The sequence below is a fragment of the Heterorhizobium halophytocola genome, assembly GCF_017873095.1.
GTDB classification, from domain to species: domain Bacteria; phylum Pseudomonadota; class Alphaproteobacteria; order Rhizobiales; family Rhizobiaceae; genus Allorhizobium; species Allorhizobium halophytocola.
Genome location: NZ_JAGGJU010000001.1, coordinates 417,320 through 442,601, shown reverse-complemented (window position 1 = coordinate 442,601; position 25,282 = coordinate 417,320). Strand labels below are relative to the sequence as shown.

General features: G+C 63.4%; 29 protein-coding genes. 16 read left to right on the top strand and 13 right to left on the bottom strand.

Features of this window, described 5'->3' with window-relative positions; all coding sequences use genetic code 11:
• Positions 1 to 39 precede the first annotated feature (39 nt).
• The 3 genes from J2Z17_RS02110 to J2Z17_RS02100 all read left to right on the top strand — a co-directional run bounded on the left by J2Z17_RS02110 (position 40) and on the right by J2Z17_RS02100 (position 2,303).
• On the top strand, positions 40 to 816 hold the full coding sequence (locus tag J2Z17_RS02110; RefSeq protein ID WP_209941774.1) for a MetQ/NlpA family ABC transporter substrate-binding protein: 777 nt from the start codon (positions 40 to 42) through the stop codon (positions 814 to 816).
• Positions 817 to 953: 137 nt separating this feature from the next.
• Entirely contained in the window at positions 954 to 1,508 is a 555-nt protein-coding gene (locus J2Z17_RS02105) for an NADPH-dependent FMN reductase (RefSeq protein WP_209941772.1), read from the top strand.
• Between the two features lie 165 nt (positions 1,509 to 1,673).
• Complete coding sequence (locus J2Z17_RS02100; protein WP_209941771.1) at positions 1,674 to 2,303, top strand: NAD(P)H-dependent oxidoreductase; 630 nt, start codon at positions 1,674 to 1,676, stop codon at positions 2,301 to 2,303.
• A 70-nt stretch (positions 2,304 to 2,373) separates the two neighbouring features.
• Here the strand turns inward: J2Z17_RS02100 and trhO are convergent, their stop codons facing one another.
• From trhO to J2Z17_RS02075, 5 genes are all read right to left on the bottom strand, one after another.
• Positions 2,374 to 3,318, bottom strand: coding sequence for an oxygen-dependent tRNA uridine(34) hydroxylase TrhO (gene trhO, locus J2Z17_RS02095; protein WP_209941770.1), 945 nt, complete (start codon positions 3,316 to 3,318; stop codon positions 2,374 to 2,376).
• An 82-nt stretch (positions 3,319 to 3,400) separates the two neighbouring features.
• Complete coding sequence (locus tag J2Z17_RS02090) at positions 3,401 to 3,772, bottom strand: VOC family protein (protein ID WP_209941769.1); 372 nt, start codon at positions 3,770 to 3,772, stop codon at positions 3,401 to 3,403.
• Positions 3,773 to 3,839: 67 nt separating this feature from the next.
• Positions 3,840 to 4,553: a helix-turn-helix transcriptional regulator gene (locus J2Z17_RS02085; protein ID WP_209941768.1), complete on the bottom strand. Its 714-nt coding sequence runs from the start codon at positions 4,551 to 4,553 to the stop codon at positions 3,840 to 3,842.
• A gap of 66 nt (positions 4,554 to 4,619) precedes the next feature.
• Positions 4,620 to 5,537: a CHAD domain-containing protein gene (locus J2Z17_RS02080; RefSeq protein ID WP_209941767.1), complete on the bottom strand. Its 918-nt coding sequence runs from the start codon at positions 5,535 to 5,537 to the stop codon at positions 4,620 to 4,622.
• Entirely contained in the window at positions 5,521 to 6,009 is a 489-nt protein-coding gene (locus J2Z17_RS02075; RefSeq protein WP_209941766.1) for a CYTH domain-containing protein, read from the bottom strand. Before J2Z17_RS02075 ends, J2Z17_RS02080 begins: the two co-directional genes overlap by 17 nt.
• 156 nt (positions 6,010 to 6,165) lie before the next feature.
• On the opposite strand from J2Z17_RS02075, the gene J2Z17_RS02070 reads away from it, so the two are divergent.
• The 4 genes from J2Z17_RS02070 (at position 6,166) to J2Z17_RS02055 (ending at position 8,646) form a co-directional block, all read left to right on the top strand.
• Positions 6,166 to 6,804, top strand: a complete 639-nt coding sequence (locus J2Z17_RS02070) for a 2-dehydro-3-deoxy-phosphogluconate aldolase (RefSeq protein WP_209941765.1) — start codon at positions 6,166 to 6,168, stop codon at positions 6,802 to 6,804.
• 129 nt (positions 6,805 to 6,933) lie between these two features.
• Positions 6,934 to 7,650 carry a tellurite resistance TerB family protein gene (locus J2Z17_RS02065; protein ID WP_209941763.1) on the top strand — a complete coding sequence of 239 codons (717 nt, stop codon included), beginning with the start codon at positions 6,934 to 6,936 and terminating at the stop codon, positions 7,648 to 7,650.
• 88 nt (positions 7,651 to 7,738) lie between these two features.
• Entirely contained in the window at positions 7,739 to 8,428 is a 690-nt protein-coding gene (locus J2Z17_RS02060; RefSeq protein WP_209941761.1) for a GNAT family N-acetyltransferase, read from the top strand.
• Positions 8,425 to 8,646 (top strand): hypothetical protein, encoded by a 222-nt coding sequence (locus tag J2Z17_RS02055; RefSeq protein ID WP_209941759.1) that lies wholly within the window; start codon positions 8,425 to 8,427, stop codon positions 8,644 to 8,646. The genes J2Z17_RS02060 and J2Z17_RS02055 overlap by 4 nt, the downstream gene beginning before the upstream one ends.
• 6 nt (positions 8,647 to 8,652) lie before the next feature.
• Here the strand turns inward: J2Z17_RS02055 and J2Z17_RS02050 are convergent, their stop codons facing one another.
• The 3 genes from J2Z17_RS02050 to J2Z17_RS02040 all read right to left on the bottom strand — a co-directional run bounded on the left by J2Z17_RS02050 (position 8,653) and on the right by J2Z17_RS02040 (position 11,316).
• Positions 8,653 to 9,708: a nickel/cobalt transporter gene (locus J2Z17_RS02050; protein WP_209941757.1), complete on the bottom strand. Its 1,056-nt coding sequence runs from the start codon at positions 9,706 to 9,708 to the stop codon at positions 8,653 to 8,655.
• The gene (locus tag J2Z17_RS02045; RefSeq protein WP_209941755.1) at positions 9,705 to 10,349 is read right to left on the bottom strand and encodes a DUF1007 family protein; all 645 of its coding nucleotides are present in this window, start codon (positions 10,347 to 10,349) and stop codon (positions 9,705 to 9,707) included. The genes J2Z17_RS02050 and J2Z17_RS02045 overlap by 4 nt, the downstream gene beginning before the upstream one ends.
• Before the next feature lie 73 nt (positions 10,350 to 10,422).
• Complete coding sequence (locus tag J2Z17_RS02040; RefSeq protein WP_209941753.1) at positions 10,423 to 11,316, bottom strand: LysR family transcriptional regulator; 894 nt, start codon at positions 11,314 to 11,316, stop codon at positions 10,423 to 10,425.
• A 526-nt stretch (positions 11,317 to 11,842) separates the two neighbouring features.
• On the opposite strand from J2Z17_RS02040, the gene odc2 reads away from it, so the two are divergent.
• The 3 genes from odc2 (at position 11,843) to J2Z17_RS02025 (ending at position 14,565) form a co-directional block, all read left to right on the top strand.
• Entirely contained in the window at positions 11,843 to 12,976 is a 1,134-nt protein-coding gene (gene odc2, locus J2Z17_RS02035; protein WP_209941751.1) for an ornithine/lysine decarboxylase, read from the top strand.
• Between the two features lie 94 nt (positions 12,977 to 13,070).
• Entirely contained in the window at positions 13,071 to 13,673 is a 603-nt protein-coding gene (locus J2Z17_RS02030; protein ID WP_209941749.1) for a GNAT family N-acetyltransferase, read from the top strand.
• A 259-nt stretch (positions 13,674 to 13,932) separates the two neighbouring features.
• On the top strand, positions 13,933 to 14,565 hold the full coding sequence (locus J2Z17_RS02025) for an outer membrane protein (protein ID WP_209941747.1): 633 nt from the start codon (positions 13,933 to 13,935) through the stop codon (positions 14,563 to 14,565).
• Between the two features lie 117 nt (positions 14,566 to 14,682).
• On the opposite strand, the gene J2Z17_RS02020 is transcribed toward J2Z17_RS02025, so the two are convergent.
• A complete protein-coding gene (locus tag J2Z17_RS02020) occupies positions 14,683 to 15,852 on the bottom strand; it encodes a hypothetical protein (RefSeq protein ID WP_209941744.1) in 1,170 nt (389 codons plus the stop codon).
• 243 nt (positions 15,853 to 16,095) lie between these two features.
• On the opposite strand from J2Z17_RS02020, the gene J2Z17_RS02015 reads away from it, so the two are divergent.
• The gene (locus J2Z17_RS02015) at positions 16,096 to 16,383 is read left to right on the top strand and encodes a hypothetical protein (protein ID WP_209941742.1); all 288 of its coding nucleotides are present in this window, start codon (positions 16,096 to 16,098) and stop codon (positions 16,381 to 16,383) included.
• Between the two features lie 133 nt (positions 16,384 to 16,516).
• Here the strand turns inward: J2Z17_RS02015 and J2Z17_RS02010 are convergent, their stop codons facing one another.
• A complete protein-coding gene (locus J2Z17_RS02010) occupies positions 16,517 to 17,506 on the bottom strand; it encodes a WD40 repeat domain-containing protein (RefSeq protein WP_209941740.1) in 990 nt (329 codons plus the stop codon).
• 58 nt (positions 17,507 to 17,564) lie between these two features.
• The gene (locus J2Z17_RS02005) at positions 17,565 to 18,668 is read right to left on the bottom strand and encodes a CobW family GTP-binding protein (RefSeq protein ID WP_209941738.1); all 1,104 of its coding nucleotides are present in this window, start codon (positions 18,666 to 18,668) and stop codon (positions 17,565 to 17,567) included.
• Positions 18,669 to 18,893: 225 nt separating this feature from the next.
• On the opposite strand from J2Z17_RS02005, the gene J2Z17_RS02000 reads away from it, so the two are divergent.
• Positions 18,894 to 20,420 (top strand): capsular polysaccharide export protein, LipB/KpsS family, encoded by a 1,527-nt coding sequence (locus J2Z17_RS02000; protein WP_209941737.1) that lies wholly within the window; start codon positions 18,894 to 18,896, stop codon positions 20,418 to 20,420.
• Here J2Z17_RS02000 and J2Z17_RS01995 read toward each other — a convergent pair.
• The gene (locus J2Z17_RS01995; RefSeq protein WP_209941735.1) at positions 20,409 to 21,218 is read right to left on the bottom strand and encodes a creatininase family protein; all 810 of its coding nucleotides are present in this window, start codon (positions 21,216 to 21,218) and stop codon (positions 20,409 to 20,411) included. The two genes, J2Z17_RS02000 and J2Z17_RS01995, sit on opposite strands and share 12 nt — an antisense overlap.
• An 86-nt stretch (positions 21,219 to 21,304) precedes the next feature.
• Between J2Z17_RS01995 and J2Z17_RS01990 the strand changes: the two genes are divergently transcribed.
• From J2Z17_RS01990 to J2Z17_RS01975, 4 genes are all read left to right on the top strand, one after another.
• On the top strand, positions 21,305 to 21,850 hold the full coding sequence (locus J2Z17_RS01990) for a MarR family winged helix-turn-helix transcriptional regulator (protein ID WP_209941733.1): 546 nt from the start codon (positions 21,305 to 21,307) through the stop codon (positions 21,848 to 21,850).
• A 118-nt stretch (positions 21,851 to 21,968) separates the two neighbouring features.
• On the top strand, positions 21,969 to 22,985 hold the full coding sequence (locus J2Z17_RS01985) for a LacI family DNA-binding transcriptional regulator (protein ID WP_209941732.1): 1,017 nt from the start codon (positions 21,969 to 21,971) through the stop codon (positions 22,983 to 22,985).
• A gap of 11 nt (positions 22,986 to 22,996) precedes the next feature.
• Positions 22,997 to 23,953, top strand: a complete 957-nt coding sequence (locus tag J2Z17_RS01980) for a 2-hydroxyacid dehydrogenase (RefSeq protein WP_209941731.1) — start codon at positions 22,997 to 22,999, stop codon at positions 23,951 to 23,953.
• A gap of 4 nt (positions 23,954 to 23,957) precedes the next feature.
• A complete protein-coding gene (locus tag J2Z17_RS01975) occupies positions 23,958 to 24,524 on the top strand; it encodes a peroxiredoxin (RefSeq protein ID WP_209941730.1) in 567 nt (188 codons plus the stop codon).
• Here J2Z17_RS01975 and J2Z17_RS01970 read toward each other — a convergent pair.
• Positions 24,521 to 25,276, bottom strand: a complete 756-nt coding sequence (locus J2Z17_RS01970) for a gamma-glutamyl-gamma-aminobutyrate hydrolase family protein (protein WP_209941729.1) — start codon at positions 25,274 to 25,276, stop codon at positions 24,521 to 24,523. The two genes, J2Z17_RS01975 and J2Z17_RS01970, sit on opposite strands and share 4 nt — an antisense overlap.
• Between the last annotated feature and the right edge of the window lie 6 nt (positions 25,277 to 25,282).

Genomic DNA, 25,282 nt, shown 5'->3' with positions numbered 1-25,282 from the left:
CTTCGAATACCAAGACAATACACCCAAGGAGAGAACATCATGAGGAAACTGTTTATCGCCGCTGCGGCCACAGCCCTTCTCGCGACCCAGGCACTGGCCCAGGACATCAAGGTCGGCGTCACCGCCGGCGAGCACGCCAAGATCATGGAGAAGGTCGCCGAGGTCGCCAAGACCAAGGGGCTGAACATCGATATCGTCGAATTCTCGGACTATGTGGTGCCGAACCAGGCGCTGAACGACGGCGACCTCGATGCCAATTCGTTCCAGCACCAGCCCTATCTCGACAACCAGATCGCCGATCGCGGCTTCGATCTGGTCAGCGTCGGCACCACGATCACCACGCCGATGGGCGTCTACTCGAAGAAGATCAAGTCGCTGGACGAATTGAAGGACGGCGCAACCATCGCCGTTCCGAACGATCCGACCAATGGCGGTCGCGCGCTTCTGGTGCTGCAGAGCAAGGGGCTGATCAAGGTCAATCCGGATGCGGGCCTGAAGGTCGGTCCGGCCGACGTCACGGAAAACCCGAAGAACATCAATTTCGTCGAGCTCGACGCCGCCCAGCTGCCGCGCAGCCTCGATGATGTCGATGCGGCCGTGATCAACACCAACTATGCCATGGAAGCCGGCCTCAACCCGCGCGCCGATGCCATCGCCATCGAGAGCGACAAGTCGCCCTATGCCAACGTCATCGTCGTGCGCAGCCAGGACAAGGACAAGGACTGGGTAAAGACCCTGGTCGCCTCCTACCATGACGCCGCGATCCGCAATTTCATCAACGAGGAATACAAGGGCGCGATCATCGCGTCCTGGTAACACTAGCCCGACCCGACGGATCGCAAATGGCTCTCCTTCGGGGGAGCCATTTTTTCGTGGACGGAGGTTCACGGGGGGGGAGGCCGGTGGCAGCCCCGGGGGATAATGGCCACCCGAATCGGCATTCAGAGGCTCCGATGACCCGCAGTTTCAAGCTCTATGCCGTCAGCGGGTCGTTGCGCGCCCGGTCGACCAACATGGCATTGCTGAGGGCCCTGCAGGATAATGCGCCTGCCGGCGTGGAGATCGCGATCTGCGACCTGATCGGCACCCTTCCGATCTTCAACCCCGATGACGAGGGCGCGGCGACGTCGGCAAGCGTTCTGGAATTTGCCGGACAGATCGCCGCCAGTGACGGCCTGATCGTCAGCACGCCGGAATACGCCCATGCGCTGCCGGGCGGCCTGAAGAATGCGCTCGACTGGCTGGTGTCGCGGTCGGAAATTCCGGGCAAGCCGATGATGATCGTGCATGCCTCGCATCGCGGCGACATGGCGCTCGAGGCCCTGCACGAAGTGCTGAACACCATTTCCGGTGCCGTCTGCGCGGAGGCTTTCCTGCGGGTGCCGCTGCTCGGCCGGACGGAAGAGGAGGTCGCCGTACGGCTGGCCGCACCGGACCTGCGCGCCGACCTGTCGAAGGCTGTCGGCCGATTCGTCTCGGCCATCGCGTTAACCAGCGACGAAACCTGACCCTCAGGGGCGCTGTGGTGCGGGCGACGGGCGGTATACTGCATGTGCCTTCTTGCGTCCTGCGCATCGATCCCTAACTAGGGGGCCACATCTAGGACGTGCCGAGCACCGGGTTTTCAGATCCGGTTTCGCGACTCCCGTCATCTCCCCGGAAAGGACATGCAAATGCTGCTCGAAAAGCTGAACTGGCGCTATGCCACCAAGAAGATGGATCCGGCCAGGCCGGTCGCGGCCGACAAGGTCGAGCGTATCCTGGAAGCGGCGCGGCTTGCCCCGACCTCCAGCGGCCTGCAGCCTTTCCAGGTGATCGTCGTCACCAATCCGCAGGTTAAGGAAAAGCTAAAGGCGGCGGGCTTTGGCCAGGCCCAGTTGACGGACGCCTCCCATGTGCTCGTCTTTGCGGCCTGGGACAATTACACCGAAGAGCGGATCGACGGGGTGCTGGAGCAGACCAATGCCGAGCGCGGTGGCCCGAACGAGGGGCTGGATGCCTATTACGCCCGACTGAAGGGCATGTATCTGCCGCGGGATGCGCAGACCAATTTCGAGCACGCCGCCCGCCAGGCCTATATCGGTTTCGGCATGGCGATCGCGCAGGCCGCCTTCGAAGGCGTCGATGCCACTCCGATGGAGGGTTTCGAGCCGGAGAAGTTCGATGAGATCCTCGGCCTTGGCGCCAAGGGCCTCAGGTCGGTCTGCATCCTGCCGCTCGGCTATCGCGGCGAAGGCGACTGGCTCGCCCCGCTGAAAAAGGTCCGCCGCCCGAAGGACAAGTTCGTCACCGAAATCGCCTGAGGCACGGTTGTCCCGGGGCAAATGTCCCGGGCCGCCGCCCCGCGGCCAACCTTGACTGGCTGGGCTTTGCTCAGCCGCCGATATGGCGCTCGCCACGTTTTCTGGCGAGCGCGATCTGTTTCTGCCGCTCCCGGTAACGGTTGCGATCCTCTTCCGTGCGGCCGTCATGGCAATGCGGGCAGGACACGCCTTCCTCGAATTTTTCCGAGGTCACGTCCTTAGCCGTCAGCGGATAGCGGCAGGCATGGCAGAGCGTATGCTCGCCCTCGGCCAGGCCATGGGTGACGGAGACGCGCTCGTCGAAGACAAAGCAGGCGCCTTCCCACAGGCTTTCCTCTTCCGGCACGTCCTCCAGATATTTCAGGATACCACCCTTCAGGTGGTAGACCTCGTCGAAGCCCTGTTCCTTCATGAAGGCGGTCGCCTTCTCGCAGCGGATGCCGCCGGTGCAGTACATGGCGATCTTCGGCTTGTTATGGAGGCCGGTATTGTTCTTCACCCAGTCGGGGAACTCGCGGAAGGTCTTGGTGTTCGGATCGACCGCGTTTTTGAAGATGCCGATCGCCGTCTCGTAGTCGTTGCGAGTGTCGATGACGATCGTCTCGGGATCGGAGATCAGCGCGTTCCAGTCCTTCGGCTCGACATAGGTGCCGACGATGCGGTTGGGGTCGATGCCCTCGACGCCCATCGTCACGATCTCCTTCTTCAGCCGCACCTTCATCCGGATGAAGGGCATTTTCGACGCGCGGCTTTCCTTGTGCACCAGGCCGGCAAATTCCGGCTGGGCGCGCAGGAAGGCGAGAACGTTCTCGATGCCCGCATCGGTGCCGGCAATCGTGCCGTTGATGCCCTCGGCGGCAAGCAGCAGCGTACCCTTCACGCCGTTGTCGCGCGCCACAGCGTCGAGTTCGTCCCGGAAGCTTTCAAAGCGCGGGAAACGGGCGAAGTGATAGAGGGCGGCGACGCAGAAGGCGCCGCCGTCTTCGTGACGGTGGGAGGAAAGACTGTCGCTCATGGGCGCGGACATACATCCAGATGCCGGTTTTCGCAATCGGCAAGTGCCGCCGAGGCCCTGCGACACAATGGATTGACGATCGTCAAGCGGCGGCCGTTTCGGCAAACACCCGGATGCGATGGCCGTCCGGATCGGCAGCCAGGAATGTGCGGCCGAAGACCATGTCGGTTGGTTGCTGGAGGATCGTGACGCCGTCGGCCTGCCAGTCGGCGAAGGTCCGGTCGACGGCGTCAGGGGCGTCAAGGACGATCCCGATCTCGCTGCCGCCCGGCGGGGTGACATCGGGTGCAACACTCGACACCGACCAGAGGCCGAGTGTCAGGCCGTCGCCGAGGCCAATGCTGGCAAAGGTCGGAAAGCTCTCGAAGGCTTTTCGGCCGAGACGTTTCTCATAAAAGGCGAGGCTGGCAAGGGTATCCGCGACATAAAGCAGGATATAGGCAGTGGGTCTCATGAGGATCTCCTTCGGGGTTGGGGCAGAAGGAGAGTAGCGCGGCATACTGCCAAAAAATGGCAGTATGTCAGCTGGCGACCTTGACAGGCTGGTAGGGGCCTTCCTCCGCGCGGAGTGCCCGCCATTCCTTCAACAACTGTAGCCGCCGACGGGGGTAGCGGGGTCCGCCGACGTTCAGCTGCAACACCCGGTCGGTGCGAAAATGGCGAAAGTTGTTGCGCAGTTCGCACCAGCCGATGATCAGCCGCTGTTTTTCGAAATAGCCGATTGCGATCGGCCAGATCGTCCGTTCGGTGGCGGCGCCGTTGACGTCGGAATAGCTGATCGTCAGCTTGCGTTCCTCGCGGATCGCTTTCCGCACCTGGGCGACGTCGATGGCATCCATGGCGTTGTCGTGGCCGGGGGGCACCAGCAGACCGGAATTGTGCAGGTGGTTCTTCAGGTCGGCGGGCAGCACCGCCTCGATCTTGGCGAGCGCATTGCGGGCGGCGTCATTGAGCTCATTGTCGGCGCGGCTGGCGACCCAGAGCGAGCCGAGCGCCAGGGCCTCGATCTCCTCGATCGAGAACATCAGCGGTGGCAGCATGTAGCCGGGGCGCAGCATGTAGCCGACGCCGGGTTCGCCCTCGATATCGGCTCCTTGCGCCTGCAGCGCGGCAATGTCGCGGTAGAGCGTGCGCAGGGATATGCCGAGCTCGTCGGCAAGCACGCGTCCGCTCACCGCCTGGCGATGGCGGCGCAGGATTTGCAGGAGATCGAGCAGGCGGACCGAACGGCTCATGGGGCAAGCATAGCGGAAATATGCTGACAGATCATGTCAGCATGATAGGCCGACCACAGGTGACAGTCAGCTGTTTCTGTGGGTCGCCGAAAGCCAGAGGGCGGCGATGATATCCGCCTCCTCCTGTGGACTGTCGGCAAACAGCTTTCCGGCCAGACAAAGGCTTTCCCGGCGCAGTGATTGCTGCTCGCGGATCAGGACGCCGAGCAGGTGCGACAGGGTCTGATCATCGCGAACCAGTTCGGGTTCCCGGTCGAGCAAAGAGGCGAGCATGGCGATATCGTGGTCGCGCCCGAGCAGGGCCGCGAGCGTCTTGGCCGTGGTGCGTTTTCCGGCAATCGCCGAGGGCCAGACCGGCTCGACAAGGGCCAGATGCCGCCAGTAGGTCTGGGTCGCCTTGCGCAGCTCGTGAAAGGCCTCGGCATCGGCCGTGACGCTGCAATTCTCAAGCGCGACCCGGGCTTTCTCCAATGCCTCTTGCCAGCCATCGGCAAGCAGGCGTGCGGCCTTTTTCGGCTTGGCCGGAAGGTCGAAACCGTCGAGTGCGGCGATCGCCGAACCGAGTTGCTCGATTGCGTGGGCCAGCGTGGCGGCCACATCGCCGCCGTCTCCCGCGACGTGGTCGCGTCTTTCCGCCAGTGCCTGGAGCGCCGTGTTGATGGCGCGCCGCTCGTCGTCGTTCAGCGCCTTCTGGCACAGGGCTGTCAGGGTCTCGATGAAGGCCGCCGCGTCGCGCAGCGCAGAAAGGCTGCTGGCGACATCCCGCAGGCGGGCATTCTCGCTCTTGTGAAAGTGTTTCCGGTCTGTCGCCACCAGCCGGTAGAGGGCGCGCACGCGCTTGATCGCCTTGCGCGACTGGTGGATCGCCGCATGCAGGCCGTCCGGTTGCCGGTCGAGCAGGTCGCGGGCCTTTTCGAGCTGCCTTCTGGCAACCCGTCTGGCTTCATCGCCGAGCGGATGGTCGGGCCTAAAGCGATAGGGCATGAAGCAGCTCCGCCGGGCCGGATTCCACCGCGAGATAGTGATTGGAATAGCGCGCGTCGCCGGTGACCTCGCGCCCGAGCCAGGCGGGCAGTTCAGGGTCGTCCTTGGTCGAGGACATCTCCACCTCGGCCATCACCAGGCCCTTATAGGCACCTTCGAAGACGTCGATCTCCCAGACGAATCCCCCGAACTTCACCTTGTGCCGGGTCTTTTCGATGACATTGCCGACGGCGAGCGCCATCATTTCTTCGGCCTCGTCGACGGGGATATCGTATTCGAACTCGTCGCGGACGAGACCGCTGCCGCCAATCTTGATCGTCAGCCTGGCCTTGCCCTTGGCGGTGATGCGCACCCTGACAGACCGGTCGGGGCCGGAGGCGATATAAGCCTGTCGAAGCTTGGCCGCGTCCCTGGCATTTTCCCGCCAGCTCCGGTCGGCCACGAGAAACTTCCGCTCGATTTCCTTCGCCACCGCCACTCTACTCCCGGCTGACACTCTTGCCATACACTAGCCGAAACGTATGGTGGTGCAAATGCTTGGCCCGCCGCATGCGCATTTGTCTCGACATCAATGTCGTGCCGGGCTAAGCCAACCCCAATTCAATCGTTTTAAGAAAGGCGCTTCATCATGGGTGCGAAAACCGAAAAGCTCCTCGCCGTCCTGAAGTTGCAGCCGGTCGTGCCGGTGCTGATCGTCGAGGATGTCGCAAGCGCGGTGCCGCTGGCCCGTGCGCTGGTCAAGGGCGGATTGAAGGCCATCGAGATCACCATGCGCACGGAAGCTGCGCTGGAAGCGGTCAGCCGCGTCGCGCAGGAAGTGGAAGGTGCCGTTGCCGGCGCCGGCACGATCCTCAACCCCGCCCATTTCGCAGCCGCAGTCGAAGCCGGTGCGCAGTTCATCGTCAGCCCCGGCACGACGCAGGAGCTGCTCGACACCGCCCGCAAGTCGGACATTCCGCTGCTGCCGGGCGCTGCGACCGCCAGCGAAGTCATGGCGCTGCGCCAGGAAGGTTATCAGGTGCTGAAATTCTTCCCCGCCGAGCAGGCCGGGGGAGCCGCCTATCTGAAATCGCTGTCGTCGCCGCTTGCCGGCACGATGTTCTGCCCGACCGGCGGCATTTCGCTGAAGAATGCCAAGGACTATCTGTCGCTGCCGAACGTGATCTGCGTCGGCGGCTCCTGGGTCGCGCCGAAGGACCTGGTTGCCAGGGGCGACTGGGACGGCATCACGCGTCTGGCCGAAGAGGCTTTCGCGCTGACGGCCTGAGGCACTCTCCAGACATCGTCATCGACATAGCATGGCCGCTTCCCTGTTCGGGGGGCGGCCTTTCCTTTGGAATTTGCCGCCCGCCTTCCTATCTGTGTCGAAGCACGGCTAAATGAGGGAGATGCACCGATGTTGGATGCGAAAAAGCTGCTCGACCAGTTCCTGGGTTCGGAAATTCCGGGGCTCACCGGCACGGTGAAGGAGAGGGCAGGGCAGGCGGGCGACATGGCGCGCAACAATCCCTGGAAGACCGGCGCGATCGCAGCCCTGCTGCTCGGCACCAAGACCGGCCGGTCCTTGACCGAAAATGCGGTGAAGCTTGGTGGTGTCGCAGCCGTCGCCGGTCTCGGCTATCTCGCCTACCAGAACTACAAGGCGGGCAAGATGCCCGAGCAGGCGGCGCCCGCAACGCCCGCTAACGCACCCGAGCTTCTGCCGCCGCCAGCCGAATCACCCTTCCATCCGCAGTCGGGCGAATTTTCCAACGATTTCGCCCTGACCCTGGTGCGGGCGATGATCGCCGCTGCCAAGGCCGATGGCCATATCGACGCTGACGAGCGCAAGCAGATCATGGAAAAGGTGCATGCGGTCGATCTCGGCGCGGAAGCGGAAGCGTTCCTGGAAGCCGAGCTTGCCAATCCGATCGATCTCGATGCTCTGGTAACGGCTGCCCGCACCGAAGAGCAGAAGGTCGAGATCTACACGGCGTCGCGGCTGACGATCGAACCCGACAGCCGGGCGGAGCGCGGCTATCTCGATCTTCTGGCCGGCCGACTCGGTCTTCCGGATGCGCTGATCGATCATATCGAGGCGGCGGTCGCTTCTGCAAAGACCAAGGCCGTCTGAACGGCGCAGGGCGCTTGCCGGAGAGTCTCGTTGCCTTTCTAAGCGGGCTCGCCTAATCCTTGCGCACTTCAATGCCAAAGGTAACCCGATGTCCGATCTCAGCCAGTACAAGGTGGAAGCGCCCAAGCCCGTCACGATCGAAGGACGGCGCGTGACCGTCAAGCCTTACGATCGCGCACGGCATCTGTCGGCACTCTGGGACGCGCTCGGCGGCGAGGAGGTCAACGCGCTGTTGAAATATTTCCCCCAGGCGCATTTTGCCGGACCCGCGCCATTCGGCGACTGGCTCGACCGTGCGCGCGACACGCTCGGCTGGGTGACCTGCGTTTTCCAAGACAAGGCGAACGGCGACATTCTGGGCATGGCGAGCTATATGCGGCCCGATCCGGCAAATGGTGTCGTCGAGGTCGGATCGGTTGCCCATGGCGCCGCGATGAAGCGCTCGCCGCTCTCGACCGAGGCGCATTACCTGATGGCGCGGCATGTGTTCGAGGGGCTTGGTTACCGGCGCTACGAGTGGAAGTGCCACAACGGCAATGAGCCGAGCAAGGCGACCGCGCGCCGATTGGGCTTCACCTTCGAAGGCGTGTTTCGCCAGCATATGATTTCCAAGGGCGAGAACCGCGATACCGTATGGTTTTCGATGATCGACGGCGAATGGCCGCAGCTGAAGGCCGTGTTCGAGGCATGGCTCTCGCCGGACAATTTTGACGCCGAGGGTCGGCAGATCCGCAAGCTGGATGATATCCGCAGCAGCATGGCGGGATCTGCCGCATGAGCGATCCCGCCAACAACGACCGCTCTTCGGCGATAGCCGCAGCCGTCATTCTCCTCGTGGTCGGAGCGGGGATCTATTTCCTGCCCAACCTGACCCTCTGGATCGGTCAGTATTCGCCGGTTCTGGCCGCGACCGTCGGCGCGGTCGTCATTCTGTCGTTCTTCCTGATTTTCTGGGTCAGGACGATCTACAAGCGTCGTCGCGACAACAGTCGATAGGACCGGTCAGTTCTTCAGCGTGGCCAGCAAAAGAAGGGTGCCGAGCGCGATCACGGCGATCGCGCCGGTGATCTCGATCGCGTGGCCGACCATGGCGCCGGATCTCGATTGCCGCCCGGCAAGTCGTGTCGCAAGGCCCTTGGCGCCGACGGCGAGAATGGCGAGCAGCGAGACGGTGATGGTCGTGCCGAGCGCCATGGCGAAGACCGACAGGATGCCGCCGAGATAAAGCCCGTTCAGCAGCGAAAACGTCATCACCAGCAGCGCGCCGGAACAGGGCCTTAGGCCAACGGCGACGATGGCCGAGGCCACTTCTCCAAGCCCGAAGCGATCGGCCTGCAGCAGCGAGGGATCGGGCAGATGGGTCATGCCGCAATCGGCGCAGACAGCACCTGCCTGCAGAGCCTGATGGTCATGACCGATCTCGATGGCGGAGAAGGAGAGACCGGTCGCCTGTGTCGTGCGGGTGGAGACACCGGACGTGCCGAACAGGGCGCTTGCCGTATCTCCCTGGCGGACAAAGACAAGCCCCTTGAGCTTGCGCACCAGCAGCCATGCGCCGAAGGCGATGACGAGACAGTAGCTGGCGATCTCCATCGCATTGGTCGCTTGCGTCAGCGTGATGCCGGAGCCGCGCAACAGGAGATAGGCGCCGGCGACGACGCCGATTGCGACGACCGCCTGCAGCAGGGAGGCGATGAAGGAGATCGCGATGCCTCGGCGAAGCTGGGTCTCGTTTGCCAGCAGATAGGAGGAGACGACCGCCTTGCCGTGGCCGGGGCCAGCCGCATGAAAAATGCCATAGGCAAAGGAAAGGCCGATCAGCAGCCATAGCTTGGCCGGATCCTGGCGCATCGCCACCAGCGCACCGGTGAGCTGCCGATAGAAGGCCTGCTGATAATAATTGACCCAGACCAGCAACGAGCCGAACAGGCCGGTGGTGTCGAAGGAGGGCTCGGCGGTGCCGACGCCGAGCGGCGAGCGGGCATGGGCGATGCCGGCGAAAACCGCCAGTCCGAGACTTGCAATCAGGGCAAGGCGCAGGCGAGGCGGCAATCTCATTTGCAGGTCAGCTCCAGTCGGGTGGCAAACAGTTTCGACATGTCGGTGCCGGTCGGATCGTTGAAGAAGGCATCGGTCAGGCTCGTCTGGTTCTGGGCGATCACCTGGTCGGCATCGGGGCGGACGACCTTGCGGGCGCAGCCCGTAAAGCCGGCACCCCTGGCGGTCAGGTCATCATCCTTCTTGAAGTCGAGCGAGGTGTAAAGCGTCGGATCATGGATGCCGAAGGAGAGGCGTCCCTTCAGCGGCAGCGGTGCCTTCGGCTGCATGGTGAAGGAGACGGTCAGCCGGCTGTCGGCATAGGTGGCCGTCAGCACCCTGGGCGGGACCATGGCGATCTGCTTGCCGTTGGCGGTGACGAAGGTGAAATAGTCGTATTCGCCAAGCGACGCGCGGATCGTCTCCGCCAGCTTCTTCAGCTCTTCGGTCCCGAGTTTCAGGTCCATATTGGTGTCGAAGTCCATGATCACGCTGGACGAGAAGACCTCGTCGAAGCGCCAGGTGTTTTTCAGATCCTTGATCGTCCCGTCCGGACCGGCAACCACGTCGAGTTTCGCATCGATGAAGACATGGGGATGGGCGGCCGCGGCGACCGGGGCCAGCAGGACCAGGCAGGCGGCGGCGGCGAACTTCTTCAGCATGATCGAATGCGGTTCCTTTGACGATTGGGTAGTCGTTAGCCGCGTCACCGGGCCAAATTGCGGCTGGCCGCGGCTAGGCGTTCTTGCGAAACCAGGCGTGCAGAAAATCGACAAAGGCCCGCACCTTGGCCGGCAGATAGCGACGATGCGGATAGACCACATAGATGCCCCGGTCGGTCGGCAGGAATTCCTCGAGGATCGAGACCAGTTCACCCGAATCGATATAGGCGCGGGCGATGAAGTCCGGGATCATCGCGACACCCAGGCCGGCGCGCGCCGCACGCAGGGTCGCAAGCGGGCTGTTGACCTCGATCGGGCCATGGACGGCCACCGATATCCCGCCGCCATCAGGCATGGCGAAGCGCAGCGAATTGTGCGAGCGGGCATTGGTGTCGACCAGGACCGGTACGCGGGCAAGGTCCTGCGGATGCTTGAACGGGCCGTGTTTCCTGATGAAATCCGGGGTGGCCAGGGCAAAGACGCGGAAGTCCGAGATCTTCTTGGCAATCAGTCCCGAATCATCCAGCCGCGTGATCCGGATGGCGAGATCGAAACCTTCCTCGATCAGGTCGACGAAGCGGTCTTCCGCCAGGATTTCCAGCGAGATGTCCGGGTTCTGCGTGGCGAAATCGATCAGCGACTGCCCCACTTCCGCGTCGATGAAGGTGCGCGGCACCGAGACCTTTACCCGGCCTTTCAGGTCGGTATTGTTCTCGCGCACGAGATCGGCAAGGCTGTCGATCTCCTTCAGGATGTCGGCGGCATTGCGGTAATAGAGCTGACCGGCCTCGGTCAGCGAGAACTGCCGCGTGGTGCGGTTCAGCAGCAGTGTGCCCAGTTCATCCTCGAGTTCGCGCACATATTTCGACAGCAGCGCCTTCGAGCGGCCGGTCTTGCGGGCGGCGGCCGAAAAGCCCTCCGCGTCGACGACATCGATATAGGCTCTGATCCGTGTCAGCGTGTCCATGGCCGTCTCCAGGTTGTCTACACTTCTTGAACGAAATCCTTTCGTCGTTCACCCAAAAAATCAAGTGAGCAAGCAAAAAACACTTGATTGTGACGGCGAATATTCTTATCTCCCGTCTTGCCCAAAGTCGCACGTGCCTGTGGGTGTCCGCCGATCCTCGAATGGTGAGAAATCGGTAAGGTACCTGGAACTAACCCCTCCAGTCGTTATTCCGGCCAACTGGAATATGCGAGGACATCTTGAAGCAACGACGGTGCGGGCCTTTCTGGTTCTCTTCCGGCATTCCAACCGCCGGGGTCACTGAAGAGGCACACCATCATTGCCGGAAGTGCGGTCGGGTCTCCCGTTCCAATCCATGGCAGACAAAGCGGACATGCGTACGTTCTCGTGCGTTGGTCCAATTCATTCGTCGAGCATTCGCCGATGCCAGTGTTTCCACCTGCTGGTTTCTGCCGGGTTTTCGTCGTCCTTTGTCCACATGGAGTCGCTAGACTCCAGCCGTTACTGTTTGGAAGGGTTGAGACCGATGACCACTGCACGCATCCTCGACTTCATCAAGACCCGTCGCCCCGAAGGCCCCTGCCTCGTCGTCGACCTGGACGTCGTTCGCGAGAACTACAACGCCTTCCGTCACGCCCTGCCGGACAGCGCGATCTACTACGCCGTCAAGGCCAACCCGGCTCCGGAAATCCTGAAGCTCCTGGCTTCACTCGGTTCGAACTTCGATTGCGCATCCGTCGCTGAAGTGCAGATGGCGCTCGACGCCGGTGCTTCGCCGGAGCGCATCTCGTTCGGCAACACGATCAAGAAAGAACGCGACATTGCCCGCGCCCATGCGCTCGGCATCGACCTGTTCGCCGTCGACAGCCACGAGGAAGTCGAAAAGATCTCCCGTGTAGCGCCCGGCGCCCGCGTGTTCTGCCGCGTACTCACCGATGGCGAAGGCGCCGAATGGCCGCTCAGCCGCAAGTTCGGCTGCGTGCCGCAGATGGCCGTCGACGTTCTCGTCTATGCACATCAGCTGGGCCTCACCTCCTATGGCGTCTCGTTCCATGTCGGTTCGCAGATGACCAAGGTCGATGCCTGGGATGCGGCGCTCGGCGATGCCAAGCGCGTCTTCGCACAGCTGGCCAAGCAGGGCATCCACCTGGAAATGGTCAACATGGGCGGTGGCTTCCCGACCAAGTACCTGCGCGACATTCCGTCGGCCGAGGCCTATGGCCAGTCGATCGCGTCTTCGCTGCGCAAGCACTTCGGCAACCAGCTGCCCAAGACGATCATCGAGCCCGGTCGCGGCATGGTCGGCAATGCCGGCGTGATCAAGGCGGAAGTCGTCCTGATCTCGAAGAAGTCGGACAATGACAGCCATCGCTGGGTCTTCCTCGACATCGGCAAGTTCGGCGGTCTGGCCGAAACCATGGACGAGGCCATCCGCTATCCGATCCGCACCGAGCGCGACGGCGACGAGATGGAGCCCTGCGTTCTCGCCGGCCCGACCTGCGATTCGGCCGACGTGCTCTACGAGAAGAACATGTATCCGCTGCCGATCTCGCTTTCGATCGGTGACGAGGTTCTGATCGAAGGGACGGGTGCCTATACCACGACCTATTCGGCTGTGGCCTTCAACGGTTTCGATCCCTTGAAGTCCTACGTCATCTGACATTGCTGAGGCTCCGGTCCGTGAAAGGGCCGGAGCCGACGACACCCCTTATTTCAGAGCCGCTTGAACGGTTTTTCAGCTTCGGAGGCCCAGAATGGCCACTGTACTTGAAAACGTGCGCGCATTTTTCGCGCCGCATACCTTTACCATCGATGCAGAGACGCCTTCCGACGTTGTCGCGCGGGAAAACCTGCTGGACCGCGCCATGGGGCCGGATCGCAAGAAGAAGTCGTCGGAAAAGATTCGCCGCGGCCGTCTGCCGGCCGAGGGCCTGGCCCTCGTCGCCCGTGACACCAAAGGCCATCTGGTCGGAACCGTCAGGCTCTGGAACGTCGAGGCAGGCGTGACCGCCGATGGTGAGCCGGTCTCGGCGCTGCTGCTCGGCCCGCTGGCGGTCGATCCCGCGCTGGAAGGCAAGGGCGTCGGCTCCGCGCTCATGCGTGCTGCGATCACCGAGGCGAAGAAGCGCGGCCACGGCGCGGTCCTGCTGGTCGGCGATGCCGCCTATTATGAACGCTTCGGCTTCTTTGCCGACAAGGCACGCCATCTCGTCATGCCCGGCCCGTTTGCCCGTGAGCGGTTCCTCGGTCTTGAGCTTTCCGCCGGCCATCTCGACGGTGCCGTCGGCGTCATTGTTCCGACGGGGCGCAAATTGTCGCGTCCGGGCGTCATCCACCGGGCTCGCCGGGCCGCGTGACGCGGCCGTCCGCTTTTCTGAAAAGTTCCGCAAGAGATTCAAGCCCTTCCGTTCACTCGGAAGGGCTTTTGCCTATCCGCCGATCGGATTGGGCACAATGGGTATGTGATATAACTGTCACGGTGGCCGGAGAGATGAGCCGAACGAGGGGAACCAACGGAAACATTGCCCCACTTTCGACAGTTATGAGGTCGTGAATAGCCACAGACGTTCCGCAGGACGGAGCGTTGATGAGTAAGACCCAATGGGGAGTAACCCAATGAACACCAAGATCCTTCTCGGCACAGCCGCAATCCTGCTGACCGCTTCGACAACTTCTTTCGCTGCAGACGTCGTCATGGAAGCACCGCCGGCTCCGCCGGTTGCCGTCGAAGCGCCCGCCACGTTCTCGTGGGCCGGCGCCTATGTCGGTGCTGAAGGCGGCTACGGCTGGGGCGACGGTGACGTCGACGGCTTTGGCTCGGGCGACTTCGACGGCGGCCGTCTCGGCGGCTTCGTCGGCTACAACTTCGATGTTGGCAGCAATGTCATCCTCGGTGTCGAAGGTAACCTCGACTACGACTGGAATTCCGACAGCGTTGCCGGTGCCGATTTCGAAACCGGCCTGAACGGCGGCATCCGCGGCCGCGTCGGTTATGCAGTCGACCGTGCGCTGCTCTTCGCAGCCGGCGGTTGGACGGCCACCGATGCCAAGCTCGACACCGGTGCCGGCGAGGACAGCAAGATGATGAACGGCTGGACCATCGGCGGTGGCGTCGACTACGCCTTCACCGACAACATGTTCGGTCGCGTCGAATATCGCTACAACGACTACGGCGACAAGGATATCGGCGGCACCAATGTCGACTTTACCCAGCACGTCGTCAATGTCGGTCTCGGCGTGAAGTTCTAAGATTGCCAATCGGGGCCCCCCGACGGTCCCGATGTCATAGCCGGCCAGTCTCCGAGAGGAGTCTGGCCGGTTCTGTTTTTTCGGGAGAACTGGCCTCTGCTGGCAAAAAGGCGCCGGCTAGAAGCTGCCGCTTAAGCGGGTAACTACACTCGTGTCGTCATAATCTTCTGCCGCGTCCGCTTCGGTATGCAGCCGGCGGACATATTCCAGTGCCAGCTTGCGCTCGTGCCCGACGTCAAAGGTCAGCGTCGCCGTCAGATAACGGTCCTTGCTCGCATAGTCGTAGTAGATCCAGTCCCGTCGTAGCTGCTCCAGGGCAAGGTCGAAGCCGATCCCTTCTGCGGGCTTCGTCCTGACCAGGACCTGGGTCTGACGGACGAACTCGCCGATCGGATCGTCAACATCGCTCAAGGCATAATCCTGCCGGTAGCTGGCGCCGAGCGCCAGCCAGTCGGCCATTTGCCATTCTACCTCCGTGCGCAGATAGGGGCGGGCGCGGTGCAGGGACGCGCCGACATCCGGACCAGCCAATGCCGTGGCTCCGAATTCGACCAGCGCGGTGATCCCGTGGCCGACCTCTCGCCCGTAGGCGATGGTGCCGCGAAGGGCGGAAGCGGGATAGCGAAGATAGAGATCGCGCTGGTCCTCGGGCACGAAAAGGCGGCGGTAATTGATCGCGACGCCCGCTTCTCCGCCGAGCAGCGCCACGACGTGCTTGCCCATCACGTCCAGCAGCGCCTCGTCGGCATCAAGCCGGGCCGGCAGCAGCAGGTCGGGCTTGAAATCGACCTTGCCGTTGCGCTCGCCGGAAAGCTTCGCCGTGAGGCTGGTCGAGCCGCCGAACTGCGTGGTCGTCACACCTGCACCGCCCTGCAGCCTGTAGCTGGTGTTGCGGTATCCGAGCGGTACAGTCGAAACCAGCGCCAGCAGATCTCCGGTCTCGGAGCGACTGCCGCGCAGCTCGATGGTCCACTGCGTCGTCTCGGTCGCGTCGACGGCCAAGCCGAGTTCCGCTACCGTTTCGTGCGTATCGGCGAAACGGTAGCGTGGCATGCGCCTTTCCAGGTGCGACAGACGCAGGCTGGCGGTGCCGCCATCAAAGGACTGGGTGCCCCGCAGCGCGACCTCCCCGACGAAAACATAGCCATCGAGCCGCTCCGGGCCGTCGAACAGGTTGCTGTGATAGCCTTGCTCCCCCTTGTAGTCGACGACCGTCTCGGCAGCGCCTGCGGCTGTCGCAACGACCATACCGCTTGCCATGGCTATCAATCGGGTTAACTTGCGCATCCTTTGCCTCCACTAATGAAGTAAATGCTAAAATTTATTCATTAACGGACTGTTTTGCTGAGTCTGTCCATTTTATGTCGTTTGCTCAGCACCTTAGCGACGGCAAGTACAGTTTTAACGGCATTTTAATCGTTAGTGTTAACGGTTTATTATAACATTCGACTTTGCTTGAATAAGAAATCGCTAACGATATTCTTCGACGTGTATCCAGAGGGGATACGACACTTCAGAGGAGGAAATACCATGATCGCCAAACTCGCCACAGTCAGCTTCGTTCTCGCATCCGTCGTCTGCGCGGCCCCGGCCCATGCCGGCATGTTCGGAGGCTCGTCTTCCGGCAGCTCGCTGATCAACGTCTCGCCGAACGTCAACGTCGATCGCAACAGCATCCTCAACGGCAATGCGATCCTCAGCGGAAACAATACCTCGGTGCTGAGCGGCATCCTGAGCGGCAATTCGACCGGCGTCGGCATCCTGAATGGCGGCGATGACGATCACGGGTCGAAGGGTAAGAAGAAGCGCCACCACTAGGCGCCAACCTGAGACGTGGCGAAGGGGAGACGCCACGCTTCATCCTGGTCCGGCCACCGGACCCCATGCCAGACGACAAGAGGCCGGGATCGATCCCGGCCTCTTCTGGTTCAAGATCAAGGGCAATGCTGGCTCAGGCAGCGATATCGACCACGCCGCAATCGCCGGCTTCGGACGCAAAGGCCAGCAGCTTGCCGTTGGCGTTCCAGGCAAGCGAGGTGATGGCGCCCTTGCCGGGGCGGCGCATCAGGGCTTCCTTGCCATCGGCCATCCGCACGGCCAGCACCATGCCGTCGATAAAGCCGATGGCGAGCACTTCTTCCGCCGGATGGAAGGCGACTTCCGTGACGAGGATATTGGAGCGCGTGCCGAGTTCCTGCGGCGCCTTGCCCATCGGGCCGTCCTTGCCGGCAAACGGCCAGACGATGGCAGCGGGGGCGCCGGAGGAGGCAAGCCATCGGCCCTTCGGCGACCAGGAGAGCGACTTCACCTTGGCCGGATAGCCGGTCATGCGCATATGGCGGCTGTCGGCGCCGGCTTTGCTGTCGAGCTTCCAGCCATGCAGGGCGTTTTCCTGCATCATGGTGACGACGAAACGGCCGTCCGGCGAGAAGGTGACGCCTGTGTGGGCGCCCTTCCACTCCAGATCGACGGGCGCGCCGGCGACACCGACCCAATGCAGCGAGACACCGTTATAGCGGGCGATGCCGATGCGCATGCCCTTCGGCGCAAAGCCAATGCCTTCGACCGTGCGCGCTTCGGTGAATTCCTTGACCGTGCCGTCGGCAAGGCGGACATAGGCGGTGCGCCCCTGCGCATAGCCGACCGCACCCTGCGGACCGGCCTCGACCACCGAGATCCATTTGCGCGGCACCTCGGCCAGTTGCTCGACGCTGCCGTCGGCCTTGACGCGGCAGACCCTGCCGTCTTCGCCGCCGGTCACCAGCGTATCGCTGGCGGTATCCTTGACGCAGGCCAGCAGGCCATTATGCGCCTCTGTGACCCTTTCACCGCCTTCCAGGCGGTGAATGGTGCCGGCAGCGGAGGCAAAAACCGGCACGTCGCCGAGGAAAGCCGTCTTCAGGATGTGGCCGTCGATGTCGAAGGGAGCAACCGACGGCATCAGGCGCGCGCCTCACGAAAAGTCCCATGGCTTGCAGTCTGCATCATGCCGTCAAGCCTCATGCCGCTGCCTCGCAGGCCTTGAAGCTGGCTTCCAGCTTTTCGCGGTCGAGTTCGCGGCCGATGAAGACGAGGCGGGATTCGTGTTTCTCGCCATCCTTCCACGGACGCTGGTGATCGCCCTCGATGATCATGTGCACGCCCTGCACCACATAGCGCTCGGCGTCGCCCTTGAAGGCGATGATGCCTTTCAGGCGCAGGATGTTGGGCCCTTGCGTCTGGGTCACCTTCTGGATCCACGGGAAGAATCGGTCCGGGTTCATCTCGCCGCCGCGCAGCGACACCGAGGTGACGGTGACGTCGTGGATCGCCGACGGGCCGTGATCGTGATGGTGATGATCGTGGCCATGGTCGTGATCGTGGTGATCATGATCATGGTGGTGATGGTGAGCATGGTCGTGCCCGTGATCGTGGTCGCAATCGGGACCGCAGACATGCTCGTCGTCGTGGCTGAGGAAATGCGGATCGTTTTCCAGCGCCCGTTCCAGGTTGAAGGCACCCTGGTTCAGCACGCGGGCGAGATCGACGCCCGAACGGCTGGTCGAATAGATCCGCGCCGACGGGTTGATGGCGCGGACGATGTCCTCGATCTGGTGCAGTTCGTCATGGGAGACGAGGTCGGTCTTGTTGATGACGACGACGTCGGCGAAGGCGATCTGGTCTTCGGCCTCGCGGCTGTCCTTCAGGCGCAGCGGCAGATGCTTGGCGTCGACCAGCGCCACGACGGCGTCGAGCTCGGTCTTGGCGCGCACATCGTCGTCCATGAAGAAGGTCTGGGCGACCGGCACCGGATCGGCAAGGCCGGTGGTCTCGACGATGATGCCGTCGAAGCGGCCGGGGCGGCGCATCAGGCCCTCGACGACGCGGATCAGGTCGCCGCGCACCGTGCAGCAGACACAGCCATTGTTCATCTCGTAGATCTCTTCGTCGGACTCGACGATGAGGTCGTTGTCGATGCCGATCTCGCCGAATTCATTGACGATGACGGCGTATTTCTTGCCGTGGCTTTCCGACAGGATGCGGTTCAGCAGGGTCGTCTTGCCGGAGCCGAGATAGCCGGTGAGCACGGTGACGGGAATGGGGCTTGGGGAAGTTTCAGTCATGGAAAGACCTCGACGGGAACGGGGCGCTTCAAGGACGCCGGTGTTACACAGTTACCTCCATATAGGCTGAGCCGCGAACGAGTTCAAAGGGTTTCTGAAACACCGCGACCAAGGGATCGGTAGAGGCTCGGCCGGTTTGACAGCGTGCCGGCTTTGCCATACCACCCGCAGCAATGGAAACCGGGCATCTGCGGTCGCCGGCCGGGTGCAAATGCAGGCAGGTTCATGCCGATCGCGTCTTTTCTCCAGGGTCTTTCAGGTCTGCCCGAACGCCTCGGCGAGGGCATTGCCGGCCGTCGCGACGGGGTCAAGGCGCTTTTGGCCTGGACCCGGTTCTCTTCATCCCTGCGCCACGATCCGGCCCAGTACGACCACCAGCAGCGCGATCTCATCCGGCTCGGCAGAATGGTCATGACGCTCTACCCGGGTATCATGATCGGCATGGCGCGCGATGTGGCGATGCTGGCCGAAGGCATGGGCGACGAACGGGCATTCCGGATCGCGATGCAGCGGGCGCTGAAGGACGCAGGTCGGCTGGAAGCCAGGCTCGATCGCGGGCTGGCGGCCACCGTCATGCTGTTCGACTTCTACGTCTCGCTGATGGATTTCGCCGCTGCCCGCCGTGTGGCCGAGCAATTGCTGGTGGATAATTCGCAGGCGGCCCATGACTTGCTCGAGCGGCTTGCCGACCTGAAGGCCGAATGCGCTGACTGGCTCGGCGTGTTGCAGGCCGCGCATGGGAGCCTGATGGCTCGGATCGAGGGCCAGCCGACGCCGGAGCGTGCCGGCACCGTCGTCGTCCATATCCCGGTTCCCGGTTTCCGCAGCAATATCCGCGACTATCCGGGCTTTCGCAGCGATATCCGCACGGCCTTTCGCCAGATGCTGACGGTGCTCGCCGAGCGGGGCGTGCCGGTGACGATCAGGGCGAGGCTTGCCAAGCACGGCGTGCTCGCAGGCGAGGGGCCGTATATCGCCTATCATACCGTCGGGTCCGATCGCCGCGGCCTGCACATCAAGGAGAGCGACCGGCGCCAGTATTTCAGTGGCGACCCCGGCGGCTATTCCGGCTGGGCCAGCTTTGCCGACCGACCCTTGCCGGAGGCGGATGCCTTCGACCGGCAAGCGGTCGAGGTCTTTATCGCCGAGGAAAAAGCGCGGCTGATTGCCGGCAACCTGTCGAAATACGATCAACCCGATATCGTTGCGGACCTTTCCCTGCGCGACCGCCCCTATGTCTTCGTCGCCCTGCAGGTCGTGGACGACGCCGTCCAGCGTCAGGCGAGCCTGCACATGTTCGACATGCTGCAGGAGGTGGCCGACACCTGTGCCGCGCGGGGCATCGATCTGGTGGTCAAGCGCCACCCGCTCTGCCGGTCTGTCGCCGTCGCCCATGTGCTGCGAAGGGGCGCGCGCCACGGCCGGTTCCGGGTCGCGACTGGTTCGATCCATCCGCTGATTGCCAATGCCTGCGCCGTCTGCGTCACCAATTCCGGGGTTGGTGCCGAAGCGCTGCTGCATGGCCGGCCGGTCTATACCTTCGGCCGCGCCGAATACCAGGCGGCGACCTTTCAGGTCCGCCGTCCCGGCGATTTCAACCGGCTTTTCCTGCCCGATGTGCTGCCGGCGGACCCTGTACGGATCGAGGCGCTGCTCTATGCCCTGCGGCACGACTATGCGGTGGATCTGCGCGACGAGGAACGGGCCATGGCATTCTGGCGTCGCCGGATCGACGATCTGCTAGAGGCCTGAGCGCGTCCGGTCGAACAGCGACAGATCGAAGCGGTCAACGTCTTCCAGCAGGTCGGAGATCCCGGCAACCGCGTGGGCGAGCAGTTGTTCGCCCTTTTCAGCCGTGGCGGCGGAGGCGTCGCCCGCCACGCCGTGGTCGTTCAGGTCGCGCATCTTCCAGCCGAAGGCATGCGGGCCATAGGCGCGCAGATGCGTGAAATCCCGGATGAAATCCGCCTGACGGGAGGAAAAGGCCGCAGCCTTCGCCATGTCGACCCTCTCGGGGCAGAGCGCCAGCATGACCGAAGTCTCGATGTCGCCGCCATGGATGTCGATCGCCTTCTTGTCCGGTGCGATGAAACCCTGAGGCTGGCCGAAGCGGGTCCAGCTGGTGGCGACGCAGAGCATGTCGAACTGCACGCGGGCTTCGGTCGCGACGATTGTCAGCAGCGGGGAATTGCCGCCATGGGCGTTGAGCAGCACGAGCTTGCGGACGCCCTGGCGGGAGAGTTCGCCCGCGATCGTCAGCCAGCGGTAGACGGCGGCATCGAAGGCGAGGCTGCGGCTGCCCTCGACATCCATATGCTCGATCGAATAGCCGATCGGTTCGACCGGCAGGAAGGTGACGGGCAGCGCAGCGGGCAGGGCACCCAGCAGCCGGTCGACAATGCCGGCGGCAATCAGCGTGTCGGTTTCGAACGGCAGATGCGGCCCGTGCTGTTCATGGGCGCCGAGCGGCAGGACGGCGATCCAGGTCCGCCGGTCCTCCGGGCTGAGCGACGGGTCGTTGTCTTCGAAGCGGCGGGCGGGGCGCGTCATGAAAAGTCCTGTTCTCCTGCTTTGACGAGCTCTTGCCCCGTGTCGTAAGGATGGGGGAACGAGGCTTGAGGTTCGGCGGGGCGACAATGGCGAAAAAGAACAAGGACGACAAGCTCAAGGCGGGCGAGCGGTCCGGCGCCGAGAAGAAGGACGCCGACAAGAAGGTGAAGGCGCGCAAGAAGGAGGCATCCGAGGATGCGCTTCGCGAGCTGGCGCCGGCCATCGTCCAGGCGGCCCGCTCCGTGCGCACCGAACTGTCGCGCAACCTTGCCGAATGCGGGCTCTATGCCGGTCAGGACGGGGTCATCCATGCACTGTCCGGCGCCGACGGCATGACGCCCGGCGCGCTGGCCGCCCGGCTGGGCGTCAAGGCGCCGACGATGACCCGCACGATCCACCGGCTGGAGGCGCAGGGCTTCGTCGAGCGGCGCGACGACAGCGCCGACGGGCGGCTGACCAAGGTCTACCTGACGGCGGCGGGCGAGGCGACATTGACCCATATCGAGGCCGCCACGGAGGAGTGCAATCGGCTCGCCGTCAAGGGCTTTTCCGGCAAGGACGTGCGCACGCTGGTAAAGCTGTTGAAGTCGATGGATGCCAATCTCCTCGACGGGCGGGCTTCGGACGGCTGAATGTTCCAGCCGTCCACAGCGGCCGCGGCCTGCCTGTTGCATATCCGGGTTAAATTGTTTAATTAAAAAATTTAACTGAGGGGCGTGCCGCCGGGTGAGGGCCCGGCAGGGAGGACATGTGGCGCAGAAGATCAAGCTTTCCACCATCGCGGAATCGCTCGGACTGTCGACGGCGACGATATCGCTGGCCCTGCGCGACAGCCCGCTGGTGGCCGTCGATACCCGCGAGCGGATCAAGGAACAGGCCCGCACGCTCGGCTATATCTACAATCGCCGCGCCGCATCCTTGCGAACTTCGCGCTCCGGCATCATCGGCGTCGTGGTCCACGACATCATGAACCCGTTCTACGGCGAGATCCTGAAGGCAATCGAGAGCGAACTCGACCGCAGCCGGCATACCTTCATCCTGTCCAACCATTACGATTCGGTCGAAAAACAACGCAATTTCATCGAGACCCTGCTGCAGCTCGGCGGCGACGGCGTGATCATGTCGCCGGCCATCGGCACGCCGGACGAGGACGTGATGCTGGCCGAGCAGAACGGCATGCCGGCCATTCTGGTGGCCCGATCGATGGAAGGTCTCGACCTGCCGACCTATCGCGGCGACGATGCCTATGGCATCTCGCTTGCCACCAATCATCTCATCGGCCTGGGCCATCGCGCCATTGCCTTTATCGGCGGCACCGACCAGACCTCGACGGGACGCGATCGCTACCAGGGATATGTGAACGCGCTGCGCAAGGCCGGCATCGAGGTCGATCCGGACCTGCGGATCCAGGGGCCGCGCACCAAGCAGGGCGGGTTCGAGGCGGCGGTGAACTTCCTCTCGCTTGCCCAGAAGCCGACGGCCGCCGTCTGCTGGAACGATCTCGTGGCGATCGGCCTGATGAACGGCATTGCCCGCGCCGGGCTGGTGCCCGGCCACGACATTTCGGTCACCGGCTATGACGATCTGGAAGAGGCCTCGATCGCGACGCCTTCACTGACGACGGTCGCCAACGGCCAGACAGAGGTCGGTAGGCTTGCAGCGCGCGCGCTTCTGGATAAGCTGGCGGGCAATCACGATCCCGATGGTATCCATCTGATCAAGCCCGAAATGCGGATCCGTCAGTCGACCGAGCCGCTCAACCGCTAAAGGCAATCACCGTGACCGACACCAAGCCGACCGTTCTCGTTCCAGGGAAGATCCATCCGCGCGTTCTCGAGCGCCTGCAGGGCCAGTTCGATGTGTTGCAGGTACCGGTCGGCGACGATCCGGCCTTGAGCGATGAACAGGCGGCGACCGTGCGCGCCATCGCGGTGGCCGGTGCGGTCTCGGAAACGCTGATGGCAGCGCTGCCGAACCTGGAGGTCATCGCCAATTTCGGCGTCGGTTATGACGGGGTCGATGTCGCCGCCGCAGCGAAACGCGGCATCGTCGTTACCAATACGCCGGATGTGCTGAATGACGAGGTCGCCGACACCACGATCGCGCTGCTGTTGAACACGGTGCGCCGCTTCTACGCCGCCGAGACCTGGCTGCGCGACGGAAAATGGGAGAGCGAGGGCCCGTTTGCGCTGTCGCCGCTGTCGCTGAAGGATCGCCATGTCGGTCTTTACGGGCTCGGGCGGATCGGACAGGAAATCGCCAGGCGGCTGGAACCGTTCAAGGTCAAGATCAGCTATCACACCCGCTCCAAGAAGGATGTGTCCTATACCTATGTCGGCTCCTTGAAGGAGCTGGCGCAAAGCGTCGATACCCTGATCTGCATCGTGCCGAAGACCGACGAGACCCACAAGGTGATCGATGCCGAAATCCTCGCGGCGCTTGGCGACAACGGCGTGCTGATCAATGTCGGCCGCGGCTGGTCGGTCGACGAGGACGCCCTGATCGCCGCCCTGGAAAAGGGCACGATCGCGGCTGCCGGTCTCGACGTCTTCTACGACGAGCCGCATGTCTCGAAGGGGTTGATGCCGCTTGCCAATGCGACCCTGTTGCCGCATGTCGCCTCGGCCTCGGTGCCGACCCGCAACGCCATGGCCGACCTGGTGGCGGACAATCTCATGTCCTGGTTCGACAAGGGCAAGCCGGTGACCCCGGTTGCCGAAACGCCGGTGAAATAACACCATGAGCGGGGTGGTCGACTGGTCCGCGCTTCCGGTGCCGACGGATGACGGGGCCGCGCGTCATCTCGCCGGCATGCGGTTGCCTTCGGTGACCCTGCCATCGACTTCGGGAGACAGGGTAGACCTCTCCACGCTCGCCGGTCTCAGCGTCGTCTACGTCTATCCTATGACGGCTCAGCCCGGTGTCGACCAGCCGCGGGGGTGGGAGATGATTGCCGGCGCGCGCGGATGCACGCCGCAGTCCTGCGCGTTCCGCGACCACTTCGCCGAGTTGAAGGCGGCCGGTGCCGACCATCTCTTCGGCGTCTCGGTCCAGGACGGCGACTGGCAGAGGGAAGCGGTCGAGAGACTGCATCTGCCTTACCCGCTGCTGTCGGATCGTGACCTGTCCTTTGCCCGCGCCCTGCAACTTCCAAGCTTTGCGGCGGGCGGCCAGACCCTGTTGAAACGCCTGACGATGATCGTCAAGGACGGCACCGTCTCGGCGGTGTTCTATCCGGTTTTCCCGCCGGATCGCGATCCGCTGAATGTTCTCGACTGGCTGGGATCCAACATGATCCGAGCCTAGGTTCTGCCCTCGGCATACGCGCGCGCTGCCTCGCCGAAGGCTTCGAACAGTTTGCGGGAGGGTTGGTCGGTCTCGGCCCAGTATTCCGGATGCCACTGCACGCCGACGGCAAAGCCCTTGGCACCGATGACGGAGACGGCTTCGACGGTGCCGTCGTCTGCGACCGCTTCGACCGCAAGACCGGGGGCAACCGCGCCGATCGCCTGGCGATGCAGCGAATTGACGGCAACGCGGCCGGCGCCGAGATAGCGGGCGATGCAGGAGCCCTCGGCGATCACCACCTCCTGGCGGATGGCGAAGGCGTCGTCACGGCTCTGCGTATCAGGCTTGCGGTGATCCCACTTGCCCTCCTGCTCCTGGATCTCGCGGGCGAGCGTGCCGCCGAGCGCGACGTTCAGCTCCTGGATGCCGCGACAGATGGCGAGCACGGGAATGCCGCGGGCGAGGGCGCGGCGGATGAGTTCGAGACTGGTGGCATCCCGGCCGGGATCGAAGGGGCCGTCGCGGCCCTCGTCGGAGGTCTCGCCGTAGAGCGAGGGATGGACGTTGGAAGCGGATCCGCTGACCAGCAGGCCATCGACCCTGTCGAGCAGCGCGTCGGCATCATTGCCGCTCTCGAAGGCCGGAATGATGACGCTCATGCAATCCGCGGCGACCAGGGCTGCATTCAGATATTGATGCTGGGCGGCGTGCCAGAGGGTTCCGTCGAGTTCGCGGACATCGGCAGGCACGGCAATGATCGGCTTGGGCATTTCGAG